Annotated in this window: 12 protein-coding genes; 6 read left to right on the forward strand and 6 right to left on the reverse strand. The window is 70.4% G+C overall.

Annotated elements, in window-relative coordinates:
- Position 1: 1 nt before the first annotated feature.
- Together VGD93_RS15900 and VGD93_RS15905 are read right to left on the reverse strand one after the other, a co-directional pair.
- On the reverse strand, positions 2–826 hold the full coding sequence (locus VGD93_RS15900) for a class I SAM-dependent methyltransferase (protein WP_395013145.1): 825 nt from the start codon (positions 824–826) through the stop codon (positions 2–4).
- A gap of 80 nt (positions 827–906) precedes the next feature.
- A complete protein-coding gene (locus tag VGD93_RS15905) occupies positions 907–2,292 on the reverse strand; it encodes an NAD(P)-dependent oxidoreductase (RefSeq protein ID WP_395013146.1) in 1,386 nt (461 codons plus the stop codon).
- Between the two features lie 400 nt (positions 2,293–2,692).
- Between VGD93_RS15905 and VGD93_RS15910 the strand changes: the two genes are divergently transcribed.
- The 4 genes from VGD93_RS15910 to VGD93_RS15925 all read left to right on the forward strand — a co-directional run bounded on the left by VGD93_RS15910 (position 2,693) and on the right by VGD93_RS15925 (position 5,483).
- Positions 2,693–3,037, forward strand: coding sequence for a septal ring lytic transglycosylase RlpA family protein (locus VGD93_RS15910; RefSeq protein ID WP_395013147.1), 345 nt, complete (start codon positions 2,693–2,695; stop codon positions 3,035–3,037).
- 147 nt (positions 3,038–3,184) lie between these two features.
- A complete protein-coding gene (locus VGD93_RS15915; protein ID WP_395013148.1) occupies positions 3,185–3,736 on the forward strand; it encodes a hypothetical protein in 552 nt (183 codons plus the stop codon).
- A 100-nt stretch (positions 3,737–3,836) separates the two neighbouring features.
- Positions 3,837–5,006: an MFS transporter gene (locus VGD93_RS15920; protein ID WP_395013149.1), complete on the forward strand. Its 1,170-nt coding sequence runs from the start codon at positions 3,837–3,839 to the stop codon at positions 5,004–5,006.
- Positions 5,007–5,015: 9 nt separating this feature from the next.
- Positions 5,016–5,483, forward strand: a complete 468-nt coding sequence (locus VGD93_RS15925) for an MmcB family DNA repair protein (RefSeq protein ID WP_395013150.1) — start codon at positions 5,016–5,018, stop codon at positions 5,481–5,483.
- A gap of 15 nt (positions 5,484–5,498) precedes the next feature.
- On the opposite strand, the gene VGD93_RS15930 is transcribed toward VGD93_RS15925, so the two are convergent.
- Genes VGD93_RS15930 through VGD93_RS15940 form a run of 3 tightly spaced genes read right to left on the reverse strand, consistent with a single transcriptional unit; the run spans position 5,499 to position 9,091 of the window.
- Positions 5,499–7,157: an MBL fold metallo-hydrolase gene (locus VGD93_RS15930; RefSeq protein ID WP_395013151.1), complete on the reverse strand. Its 1,659-nt coding sequence runs from the start codon at positions 7,155–7,157 to the stop codon at positions 5,499–5,501.
- A gap of 37 nt (positions 7,158–7,194) precedes the next feature.
- Complete coding sequence (locus tag VGD93_RS15935; protein WP_395013152.1) at positions 7,195–7,746, reverse strand: ActR/PrrA/RegA family redox response regulator transcription factor; 552 nt, start codon at positions 7,744–7,746, stop codon at positions 7,195–7,197.
- Between the two features lie 34 nt (positions 7,747–7,780).
- The gene (locus VGD93_RS15940) at positions 7,781–9,091 is read right to left on the reverse strand and encodes an ActS/PrrB/RegB family redox-sensitive histidine kinase (protein ID WP_395013153.1); all 1,311 of its coding nucleotides are present in this window, start codon (positions 9,089–9,091) and stop codon (positions 7,781–7,783) included.
- 136 nt (positions 9,092–9,227) lie between these two features.
- Between VGD93_RS15940 and VGD93_RS15945 the strand changes: the two genes are divergently transcribed.
- Together VGD93_RS15945 and VGD93_RS15950 are read left to right on the forward strand one after the other, a co-directional pair.
- Positions 9,228–9,653 carry a DUF2852 domain-containing protein gene (locus VGD93_RS15945; RefSeq protein ID WP_395013154.1) on the forward strand — a complete coding sequence of 142 codons (426 nt, stop codon included), beginning with the start codon at positions 9,228–9,230 and terminating at the stop codon, positions 9,651–9,653.
- A gap of 156 nt (positions 9,654–9,809) precedes the next feature.
- A complete protein-coding gene (locus VGD93_RS15950; RefSeq protein WP_395013155.1) occupies positions 9,810–10,538 on the forward strand; it encodes a M48 family metallopeptidase in 729 nt (242 codons plus the stop codon).
- Between the two features lie 8 nt (positions 10,539–10,546).
- On the opposite strand, the gene VGD93_RS15955 is transcribed toward VGD93_RS15950, so the two are convergent.
- Positions 10,547–12,481 (reverse strand): transglycosylase domain-containing protein (locus VGD93_RS15955; protein ID WP_395013156.1); only part of this gene is annotated, 1,935 nt, incomplete at its 5' end.

Here is a 12,481-nt window from a genome sequence, read left to right on the forward strand (position 1 = left end):
TTCAGGCGGCGCGGAAGATCATCTCGACCGGCGCAATGAGGCCGCCCCGCAGTCCGGCGACCATGTTGGAAATCTTTTCGGCCGCCCGCTCGCCCATGATCAGCGGCAGCCCCACCGGGGGCGGCCCGGATTGGGCGATCTTGGCCTGCAGCGCGGCGAAGAAGGCGACGGCAAAGTCCCGGCGGCCGCGCTCGGCCACGAGCGTGAACCCGGCGCCCTCCGCCGCTGCCCGGTAGGTCTCGGGCGGGGCGAGGAAAGAGGTCTCGGGCGCGCTCGACCACGGGACCGGGAAGCCGAACTCGCCCGCGCCGGTCTGCATCACGTCGTAGACGGCGAAGACGCCGCCCGCGCGCAGTACGCGCCCCGCCTCCCTGAACAGGCCGGGCTTGTCCTCGATGTTCATGCCCACATGCATGAGGGTCGCGACGTCGAAGCTGTGCGCCTCGAACGGCAGGGCCAGCGCGCTCGCCTCGAGGAACTCGATATCGTCGATTTCGGCGAGCGCCGTGAGCCGCCGCGCCGTGTCCACGAATTCCTCGGTGACGTCGACCCCGGTCACGCTCGCTCCCGTCTCCTGGGCGATGAAGCGGGCGGTGCCGCCGATGCCGCAGCCGATGTCCAGGACCCTGTCGCCGGGCCGGATGGCGAGCTGGGCCAGCACGTCGCGCGTGGCCTCGACTCCGCCGATGTGGAACTCGTCGACCAGCTTGAGACTGGCGGGCGCGATGGCGCCAGCCGTTCCGAGGCGCCCCAGGCCCTCCATGATGCGGTCGAACAGCGTCCCCGAACTGTAGTGCTCGGCCACCCTCGTTTCGATGCTCGCCATAGCCAGACCTCCCCTGTCCAGTGAGTCGAGCCCCCGATCATCGTCCTGCCGCCGGCCTTGCTGCGCACCGCCCGGGGCGGTCAGCCATTTGCCAGTGCTCCCGCCGCCTGCCCCTGCGTCGCCGCCATCAACGCCCGGTCGATGCTCTCGGCCGCGTCGCGCCCCTGCGCCACCGCGGTGACGGTCAGATCGTCGCCGGCGTCGACGCAGTCGCCGCCGGCCCACACGCCGACGCGCGAGGTGCGGCCCTCCTCGTCGACGCGGATGCGGCCGCCGACGATGGCGACGCCCTCGGCCCAGCGCTCCTCGAGGCTCTGGCCGATGGCCTTGAACACCTGGTCGGCGGCGATGGTCATGGTGTGGCCGATGCCGACCAGCTTGCCGTCGACGAGCTGAGTATACTCCAGTTCCAGGCCGGTGACCCTGCCGTCGTCGCGCAGCACCCGGCGCGGCGCCAGCCAGTGGCGGATGGCGACGCCCTTGGAGGCGGCGAGATCCTGCTCGTAGGGACTGGCGTTCATGTGCTCCTGGCCGCGCCGGTAGCAGATGGTGACCTCCTCGGCGCCCAGCAGCTTGGCCTGCACGGCGGCGTCGATGGCGGTCATGCCGCCGCCGACGACGACGACGCGGCGGCCGATCGGCACGACGGCCTTGTCGCCGGCCTGGCGCAGCGCGGCGATGAAGTCGATGGCGCTCTCGAGCCCCTCGACGTCCTCCGCCTCGCCGTCGACGCGCAGGGCGTTGACGCCGCCGAGGCCGATGGCGAGGAACACCGCGTCGTGCTTGCGGCCAAGCTCGTCGAGGCTGAAATCGCGGCCCAGCCTCTGGCCAAGTTCGACGGTGATGCCGCCGATGGCGAGCACGTAGTCGAGCTCCGCCTGGGCGAAGTCGTCCGGGGTCTTGTACGTGGCGATGCCGTATTCGTTGAGCCCGCCCGCCTTGGGGCGGCCGTCATAGATGGTGACGGCGTGCCCGCGCATGGCCAGCCGGTGGGCGCAGGCGAGGCCGGCCGGGCCGGCGCCGACCACGGCGACGTGCTTGCCGGTCGCGGGGCCGCGCGCGAAGAACTGCTTGTCGGCCGCCATGGCGGCGTCGGTGGCGTAGCGCTGCAGCTGCCCGATCTTGACCGGCTTGCCCTCGGCCACCTCGCGCACGCAGGCTTCCTCGCACAGCTGCTCGGTCGGGCACACGCGGGCGCACATGCCGCCCAGGATGTTCTGCTCGAGGATGGTCTCGGCCGCCCCCAGCGCGTTGCCGGTCGAGATCTGGCGGATGAACATCGGCACGTCGATCGTCGTCGGGCAGGCCTGCATGCACGGCGCGTCGAAGCAGAAATAGCAGCGGTCCGCCTCGACCTGGGCTTCGTGCCGATCCAGCAGCGGGTGCAGGTCGGCGAAGTTGCGCGCGTATTGCTCGGGGCTCAGGCGCCCGGCCGCAATGCCCTGTTTGAGCACTCCCTCGCTCATCGGTCTCCCCTCCCAAGAGCTGTTGCAGTCCGGAACGCTAGCGCAGGTCGGAAATTTTATCAATTGGTCAAAATTGGCCACCGCCGGACCGATCCGACCGCCCCGGGAGGGCAGCTTTCCCCGCGGCACGGCCTGCCCCCGGCCCGCGCCTGGCTGAGCCGAATCGTCGCGGCCCGCTGCCGGCGCCGATGTGGCGCGCGCCCCGCAGCATCGCCCAAGTCCCGGGGCGGGCTCGCTGAATCACGCCCGCGCCGGGGAACCGGCGGCGATGCAACGGCGCAACAGTTCCACGTCAAAGGGCGGCGTTCATCTTCGGTTCACATTGTGGCCACAGCCCCGAATTACGCGGCGCCCCGTCGTAAACAAGAGTGAGACGTTAAGCTTGACTAAGAAAATCGTCGTGGTCGCCGCCCTCGCCGCGGGCATCCTTACCGCCGGCAGCGGGGCAGCTTCGGCAGGCGACCAATGCGGTGGAGCCTCCTGGTATGGACCGGGATTCCACGGCAAGACGGCGGCCTCGGGTCAGCGTTTCGACCAGAACGCCATGACCGCCGCCCACAAGACGCTTCCGTTCGGCACTGTCGTACGTGTTGTCGACCAAAGGACCGGCAAGTCGGTGAAAGTCACGATCAATGATCGCGGACCCTTCCACAAGGGCCGCATCATCGATCTCAGCAAGGCGGCGGCCACCAAGCTGGGCATCCGCAATGCTGGCACCGGCAAGGTCTGCATCACGCGGGTCTGAGGACGCCGCGTCACCATCGAAGGCCGCCCGTCAGCAGCGGGCGGCCTTTTCCTTGCCGGGCCGGGCCCCGGCGCCGCCGGTTAACGCGGCGGCAAGACAAAGCTGGCACATCGGCGCCCGGGAACTGCCGCTGCCTTGGGGGACACCGTGCCGGTGCAAGCCGTTGCCTTCGTCGTCGGGCCGGAGGACGGACCGGGGGCCGCCCTGCGCGACGTCGCGACCGGCCTCGGCTTTGGCGCGGTGCACGGGTTCATGGACGCAGCCCAGGCCGGACGGCAGGCGGCGTCGGCGCCGCTGAGCTTCTTCCTGTTCGCCGCCGTCGACGACCCGGCCATGCTGCAGCCCATCGCCGACGCCATCCGCGCCGCACCCGACCAGCGGCTGCGCTTCGCCCCGCTGCTCTATTTCGCCGAAAGCCCCTCGCTTGACGCCATCGCGCGGTGCGCCGCCATGGGCTTCGACGACGTCGTGACGCTGCCGTTCACGCGCGAGCGCGTCGCCGCCCGCATCGCCCGCCAGCTCGACGTCCCGCAGATCTATTTCGAGACGGCAGACTATTTCGGCCCCGACCGGCGGCGCCGGCCCGGAGAAGCGGTGCGCTCGGGCCGCGGCGCCGGCGGCCGGCATCGACGCATCGAGATCGTGCGCTCGCCGGCAACCGGCATCCGCATCCTGCGCGACGAGGTCACGGCCGCCTGACGGCGGCGGGGCGGATGAAATCACGCCGGTCGCTTGCCGTTCCAAAACGTTTTGATTAATAACGTCGCGCCTCCTTCCCTGCCCCGCGAGCATTTCCGCCATGCGAGTCGGTCTCGAGCTGCCGCCCCAGCACCGGGTCTACGGCGCCTTCTTCGTCTACGCCTTCTGCATGGGCAGCCTGCCGCCGCGCCTGCCCGACATCCGCAGCGCCATGGGCATCGAGGAAGGCGCGCTGGGGCTGGCGCTGATCGGGGCCGCCGTGGGCACGCTGATCTCGCTGACCTTTGCCGGCCCGCTGCTCGAACGCGTCGGCTACCGCCGCGCCTTGCTGACGCTGATCCCGCTGCTCGCCCTGCTCTATGCCGTCGCCGTGTTCGCCACCGGCCCGCTCGGCCTCTTCCTGCTGCTGGTGCCGGCCGGCCTCGCCATCGGCGGCATCGAAATCATCGTCAATCTCGAGGCCGACCGCACCGAGCACATGATCGGCCATCGCATCATGAACCGGGCGCACGCCTTCTGGAGCTTCGGCTTCTTCTCGTCCGGGCTGATGGGGGCCGGCATCGCGCAGACCGGGCTGAGCCCGCAGCTGCACCTGCTGGGGATGGTGCCGGTGGTGGCGCTGGCAGTGCTGCTGGTGCTGGGCCGCTTCGAACCGGCACCCCACCGGACCGGTACCCCCGACGGCACGGCCTCGCGCTTCGCCGCCCCCACCCTCGCCATCATGGTGCTGGTGGCGGTGACGCTGTCGGCCCTGATCCTCGAGGGGGCCGGCATCGACTGGTCGGCGATCTACATGCGCGACGTCTTCGCCGTCTCCCCCTTCCTGGCCGGCTTTGCCGTGGCGCTCGGCGCCTTCACCCAGGCGGCGACGCGCTTCTTCGCCGACGCCTTCGTCGAGCGCTACAGCCCGATCGCGGTGGCACGGGTGCTGCTCAGCATCCTCGGGCTGGGCACGCTGACCGTGTTCTTCGCCACCAGCGAGTGGATGGCGCTGGCCGGCTTCGGGCTCATGGGCGTGGGCTCGAGCGCCATCTTCCCGCTGGCCATGTCGGCGGCGGCGCAGCGTACCGACCGATCGGCGGCGACCAACGTCGCCGCGCTGGCGCAGATCTCCTTCGTCGCCTTCCTGCTCGGCCCGCCGCTGCTCGGCCTCATCGCCGAGCACTGGGGCATCCGCTGGTCGTTCGGCGTCGGCCTGCCGCTGGTGGCGCTCAGCCTGGTGGCGGCAGCGGCGCTCGGCCGTCGCCCGATCCGGCACGAAGTGGATTAGACTGGCGCCATGGCCACACTGCCGCCCATCGTCGATCTGCGCCAGTCACCCACCGCGCTCAGGGTACAGCGCGGCGTGATGCGGCTGCTGCGCACCCAATACGATTATTGCTGCCTCGCCGAGGTGCCGCTCGCCAACGGCCGCCGGGCCGACGTACTCGGCATCGGCCCCAAGGGCGAAATCTGGATCGTCGAGATCAAGTCGAGCCTTGTCGACTTCCGGGTCGACGGCAAATGGCCCGACTACAAGGATTTCTGCGACCGCTTCTTCTTCGCCAAGCCGCCCGAGCTCGACCCCGACATCTTTCCCGCCTCGGAAGGGCTGATCGCGGCCGACGCCCACGACGCCGCGGTGCTGCGCATGGCCGGGCACGCGCCCCTGCCCGGCGCGCGGCGCAAGGCGCTGCTGCTGCAGCTCGGCCGGCTCGGCGCCGACCGCGTGCATACGCTGATGGACCCGCGCGACCCGCTGGCCTGACGCCGACGGGCGGCGCTATTCGTCGCCGCGGAATTCCCCGCTCGGCCCCGGCGGGATGACGCGCGCCGCGGCGGGCGGCATGCCCTCGGCCTCGGCCAGCTCCTGCTTCAGCGCCGCCATGATGGCGAGGCGGCGCTCGTCGCTCGACTGCTGCAGCACATGGCTCAAGTCGATGATGAAGCTGGCATAGGCGTTGTGCCAGTCGGAGGTGACCTGGCTGAGGTCGATGCGCCGCTCCTCGGGCACGTGCACGCCCTTGACGCCCTCGGCGCGGAGCTCGAAGGCGTCGTCGAGCATGGGCAGGATCACCTGGTCGCCGCCCAGCCCGTAATCGGCCAGCACCGACTCGCGCAGCGCCCGGCGCTCGGCGTCGTCGCCATGCGTGAGGAACAAGGCCCCGTGCGCCGGCAGCCGCGCCTTGATCCAGGCCATGAGCTCGCTGTGGTCGGCGTGGGCCGAATAGTTGACCAGCGTGCGGATCTGGGCCCGCACCGGCACCAGATGGCCGTGGATGCGCACCTCCTTGGCACCCGACTGGATGACCTGGCCCAGCGTGCCCGGCGCCTGGTAGCCCACGAACAGCACGGTGGCGTTGGCGCGGATGAGGTTGGCACGCAAATGGTGCTTGATGCGGCCGGCATCGGCCATGCCGGAGGCCGACATGATGATGGCGCCGCCGCGGATGGAGTTGATGGCTTTCGATTCCTCGACCGCCTCGACGATGCGGAAGCGCTGGTCGTTGAACAGCTCATCGGCGCCCAACTCGACATCCTCGAACATGGCGCCGTACTTGCGGTAGACGCCGGTCACCTTGGAGGCGAGCGGGCTGTCGAGGAAGACGAGGCTGGGGTCGATCTCGCCGGTCTTGATCAGCACCCCGATGTCGTGCAGCAGCTCCTGGCTGCGCTCGACGGCGAAGGTGGGGATGACGAGGTTGCCGCCGCGCGCGAGCGCCGCGTTGATCTCGGCCTTCAGCCCCTCGCGGCGCTGCGCCAGCGTGTATTCCGGCCGCTCGCGCCCGCCATAGGTGGATTCGCACAGGATGTAGTCGAAGCCGGCGGGGGCGTCGGGCTCGAGATAGAACACCTTCTCGTCGGGTCCGATGTCGCCCGAGAACAGCAGGCGGACGACCTGGCCGTCGCCGTTGGTGACTTCCACCTCGATCGAGGCGGAGCCCAGGATGTGGCCGGCGTTCCAGTAGCGGGCGCGCACGCCCGGGCCGGGCTCGAACCAGGCGCCATAGCCGATCGTGGCACGGTGCTTGAGCGCCTCCTCGGCGTCCTCCATGACGTAGAGCGGCTCGGCCGGGGCGTCGCCGCGGCGGCCGCGCTTCTTCGTTTCCCGCTCGGTCTCGCTCTCCTGGATGCCGGCAGCGTCGGGCAGCAGGAATTCGAGCAGGCCCGCCGTCGGCTCGGTCATGTACATCTTGTTGCGATAGCCGAGCTTGACCAGCCGGGGCAGCAATCCGCAATGGTCGATATGGGCATGGGTGAGCAGCACGTAGTCGATCTTTGCCGGCTCGAACGGGAAGGGCTTGTAGTTGAGGTCGCGCACCGTCTTGTTGCCCTGGAACATGCCGCAGTCGACGAGGAACTGCCCGTGCGGGTGGACGATGCGGTAGCACGAACCCGTGACGGTTCCCGCCGCCCCGTGGAAATTGAGCGTGACGGTCATGGCGGCCTCTCGATGCTGCGGGGAAAGCGGGCGGGCGTCAGCGGGGCGCGCGCTTGGCGAGGATGCGCTGCAGCGTACGCCGGTGCATGTTGAGCCGGCGCGCGGTCTCGGACACGTTGCGGTCGCACAGTTCGTAGACGCGCTGGATGTGCTCCCAGCGCACCCGGTCGGCCGACATCGGGTTTTCCGGCGGCTGCGGCGCGCTCTCGCCGGTGGCCAGCAGGGCGTTGATGACGTCGTCGGCGTCGGCGGGCTTGGACAGATAGTCCACCGCGCCGAGCTTCACCGCCGTCACCGCCGTGGCGATGTTGCCGTAGCCGGTCAGCACCACGGCGCGGGCATCGGGGCGCCTGCGGTGCAGCGCGGCGACGACGTCGAGGCCGTTGCCGTCCTCGAGCCTGAGATCGACCACGGCGAAGGCAGGGGGCTGCGCCTCCACCGCCGCGAGCCCGCCGGCGACGGTGTCGGCGATGCGGACCTCGAAGCCGCGCCGGTCCATGGCCCGTTCGAGCCGGGTCAGGAACGCCTTGTCGTCGTCCACCAGAAGCAGCGTGCGATCGGCAGCGAGAAGATCGTCGATTGTGCTCATGTTCAGCTTCACATAAGGGTTTCGGGGCGCAACGTCAAAAGCCCGTTGCTTTTTCGGTTTCGATCACCTTGCGCGGCCACACCACCGTGACCCGCGCGCCGCCGTCGGCGCCGACATTCTCGAAGGCGAGGCGGGCGCCCGTGCGCCCGAGCAGCGTCTTGGCGATGAAGATGCCGAGGCCCAGCCCGCCGCCGCCGTCGCCGCCATTGCCGCTGGCGCGGGTGGTGAGGTAGGGCTCGCCCAGCCGGGCGACGAGATCGGGCGGAAAGCCGGGGCCGTCGTCGGTGATGACCAGCGTCACCGCCCCCTTGTCCCACAGCGCGTTGATGACCACGCTGGCGCTGGCGAAGTTGGCGGCGTTCTCGACGAGATTGCCCAGCCCCTGCAGCAGCCCGACATTGCGGCGGAAGACCGGCTCGGGGCCGGCGGCGGCTTCGGTGACGATGACGATCTCCTTGCCCAGGCCGCGATACGGGCGCGCCACCTCCGCCAGCAATTCGCCGAGGGGGACCGCGGCGAACGGGTCGCCCTCGTCGGCGCCGAGGTTGCGCAGCTTGGCGAGGATGGCGCGGCATCGGGCGGTCTGCGAAATGATGAGGTCGACATCCTCGGCCAGCGGCCCCTCGGGCACGTCGGCGCGCATCTCCTTGGCGGCGAGCGCGATCGTCGACAGCGGCGTGCCCAGTTCGTGGGCGGCGGCGGCGGCGAGGCCGTCGAGGGCCCTGAGCTGCTCCTGGCGCGACAGCGCCAGTTCGGTGGCGCCGAGCGCGTCGGCGAGCTGGCGCGCCTCGTGGGCGACGCGGTTGGTATAGGCGGCGACGAAGATGACGCCGGAAAGCAGCGCCACCCACAGCCCGACGTCGTAGACGCGGTCGAAGACGATGCGCTCGCGCGGATCCCACGGCAGCGGCAGGTGCCACACCGCGAGGATGGAGGCGACAACGATGGCGAGGGTGGCGAGGAAGTAGGTGGAGCGCTGCGGCAGCGTCGTCGCCGACACCGACACCGGCGCCAGCAGCAGCAGCGAGAACGGGTTCTGCAGCCCCCCGGTCAGGGCCAGCAGCGCGCTCAGCTGCACGATGTCGTAGGCCAGCTGCATGGTGGCGACGGTGGCGCTCGAGCGATAGCCGGCGCCGTAGCGGAAGGTGAGCCACAGATTGAGCAGCACCGACAGGGCGACGAGCCCGAGACAGGCGAGCAGCGGCATCGGATAGCCGAGCACGACGGCGACGAACAGCACGCCCGCGGTCTGGCCGGCGATGGCCAGCCAGCGCAGCCCGACCAGCGTCGCCAGCCGCAGCGGCCGCCAGTTGCCGGGCCGGAAGGAGGCCCTGTCGTCCGCCATGCTCACCAACGCCGCTCCATCGCCCGCCGTTAGGTACTGCCGACGCCCACGTCAAGGGCAACATTGCGTGGCGGCGCGCTTGACCGGCGCCCGGCAAATGGCCACGTCCCATGCTGTCCGTCCTGGGAGAACATCTATGAGCACTGCAATCATCAAACCGCAATGGGGCTTTCTGAGCATTCTGCTGATGGTGCTCGGCTTCGTCGTCTGGTGGCCGCTCGGCCTGGCCGTGCTGGCCTATATCGTCTGGGGCGAGTATTTCGGCGGCTCGGCCGAGCGCGCACAGGCCTTCGTCGGCCGCCAGCGCCAATGGGCGCGGGAGCGCTGCGGACCGCACGGCCGCGACGGCTTCCGCCGCTCCAGCGGCAATGCCGCCTTCGACGCCTACCGCGCCGAGCAGCTGCGCCGCCTCGAGGAGGAGCGCCGGCGCCTCGACGAGGAGGTCGCCGCCTTCCACGAGTACATGCGCAACCTGCGCATGGCCCGCGACCGCGAGGAGTTTGACCGCTTCATGCGCGACCGCGGCACCGCCGGCGGCGGCACCGGCCCCGGCGCCGTCTAGTACTGCCCTTCGCCCCCCTTGGGGCACCGTGCGCGGCTCGCCGGCCCGGGCCCTGGCCTGGTGGTGGCGCCCTCCCCGGGGGGCGCCTTTTTCGTGGGCGCTGGTTCCGGCATCGGCCCGAATCTGGTGTTATGAAGCGCGAGGACGATGACGGCCATGCTCGACAAGAAATTCCCCCAGAGCGCCGCGGCGCGTGTCGATGGCCGCCTCGTCGCCGTCGAGGTGCGGGTGAGCGAGCGCGCCCGCAACTACCGGCTGTCGATTCCGCATAGCGGGGCGCCGGTGCTGACCGTGCCGCGCCAAGGCCGCTGGAGCGAGGCCGAGGCGTTCCTCGACCGGCACAGCGACTGGCTGGCGGCGCGGCTCGCGCGCGTCGCCAAGCCGGTCGCGTTCCGCGCCGGGGCGCTGGTGCCGCTGCGCGGGGTGGAGCACCGCATCGTGCCCACCGGCACCGTGCGCGGCCGCGTCGAGACGACGCAGATCGACGACCAGCCGGCGCTGCTGGTGCCGGGGGAGGTGGCGCACCGGCCGCGCCGGCTGGTCGACTGGTTCAAGGGCGAGGCGCAGCGCGACCTCGACGGCCGCGTGGCGGTGCATGCGCGCCGGCTGCAGGTGACGGTCCGGGCGGTGACGCTGCGCAGCCAGTCGACGCGCTGGGGCTCGTGCTCCTCGGCCGGGCGGCTCAACTTCAACTGGCGCCTGGTGCTGGCGCCGCCCTTCGTGCTCGATTACGTCGCCGCCCACGAGGTGGCGCACCTCGTCGAGATGAACCATTCCCCGGCCTTCTGGGCGACGGTAGAGGCGACGCTGCCGACGATGGAGCGCGGCCGCGCCTGGCTCAAGGCCAACGGCCGCCAGCTCATGGTCTACGGGCTGGGCCTGTAGGCCGCGTCCTACTGGCCGCCGAAGATTTCGCCCAGCAGGTCGACCAGGGTGCGCTTGGGCTGGCGCGGCTGCTCCATCGGGTCGAGGGCGACGTCGAGCGGGGCGGCGGGAACGCCGCCGGGCAGTTCCGCCACCGCCATGCCGGCATGCGCCTTGCTCATGAACTCGCTCCAGATCTGCACCGGCACGTTGCCGCCCGACAGCTTGGTGCCGGTATCGTCGTCGTTGCCCAGCCAGACGCCGGTGACCATGCGCGCCGTATAGCCGACGAACACGGCGTCGCGCGCCTTCTGGCTGGTGCCGGTCTTGCCGGCGATCGGCCAGCCGTCGAGCTGCGCCTTCTTGCCGGTGCCGATCTCGAGCGCGGTGGTCAGCATGTCGTTCATCTCGGCGACGATCTCGGGCTGGATCACCTGGCCGGGGCCGGCCGGGACAGCTTCGTAGAGCAGCTTGCCGCTCGCCGTCTCGATGCGGGTGATGACGTTGGCGATGACCCCGATGCCGCCATTGGCGAAGGGGGCGTAGGCGGCGGTCAGCTCGAGCAGCGACACTTCCGAGGTGCCGAGCGCGATCGAGGGCACGGGCAGCATGGGCGAGGAGATGCCGAGTCGCATCGCTGCCTCGACCACCTTGTCCGGGCCGACGTCGATGGCCAGCCGCCCCGAGACGGTGTTGAGCGAATAGGCAAGCGCGTTCCTCAGCGTCACCGGGCCCAGGTACTTGCCCGAGGCGTTCTCCGGGCTCCAGCCGTTGTACTCGAAGGGAGCGTCGTCGGCGACGGTATCGGGGGTGTAGCCCTTCTCCATGGCCGCGAGATAGACGAAGGGCTTGAAGGCCGACCCCGGCTGCCGGCGCGAGGTGACGGCGCGGTTGAACTGGCTCTGGGCGTAGTCGACGCCCCCCACCAGCGCCCGCACGGTGCCGTCGACGTCCACGGCGACCAGCGCGCCCTGGCTGAAGCCGCGCGCCGCGCCTTCATTGGCGACGGCCTCCCGGACCACGAATTCGGCGTGCTTCTGCAGGTCCCAGTCGATGGTGGTGGAGACGACGACGTCCTCGCTGACATCGCCGACATAGGCGGTCATCAGGCTCTCGACCCAGTCGGCGACGTAGGATTCCGAACCGGTCACCTTGGTACGGATGCGCTGGTTGGGATCGATGGCGGCGGCCTTCGCCTCGGCTTCGGAGATGTAGCCCTCCTTGGCCATGGCGGCCAGCACCACGCGCGCACGGGCGGCGGCGGCCTCGGGGTTGGAGATCGGGTTGACGCGCGAGGGCCGCTGCACCGAGCCGGCCAGGATCGCCGCTTCCCCCAGCGACAGGTTGCGCGCCGACTTGCCGAAATAGCGCTGCGCCGCCGCCTCGATGCCGGTGGCGCCGTTGCCGAAGAAGACGCGGTTGAGATAGAGTTCGAGGATCTCCTCCTTGGAGTAGTTCTGCTCGAGCCACAGCGCCAGAAGCGCCTCCTGCACCTTGCGCTGCAGCGTCTGCTCCGGGCTCAGGAACAGGTTCTTGGCGAGCTGCTGGGTGATGGTGGAGGCGCCGCGCGTCACCTCGCCGGCCTGCAGGCTTTCCAACCCCACCGAGATGAGGCCGAGCACGTCGATGCCGAAATGCTCGTTGAAGCGGCGATCCTCGATGGAGATCACCGCCGCCGGCACGTAATAGGGCAGTTCGCGCAGCGCCACGGCCTCGCCGCCGGTCTTGCCGCGGTTGGAGAGCAATTGGCCGTTGGCGGCGAGGATGCGGATATTGGGCGGCCGCTCGGGCACCGCCCAGGTGTCCACGGCCGGCATCTGCATGACGAAATAGACGACCACCCCGGCCACCGCGATGCCGGCCCAGAAGCCGAGCACCACCAGCCAGTAGAATAGTTTGCCGATGAGGCGGCCGAGCGTCAGCGGCGGCCGTCGGCGGCCGCCGCGGGCTCGCTTCGCCTTGCC

Origin of the sequence: Devosia sp., assembly GCF_036406155.1 — a bacterium.
Classification (GTDB): Bacteria; Pseudomonadota; Alphaproteobacteria; order Rhizobiales; family Devosiaceae; genus Devosia_A.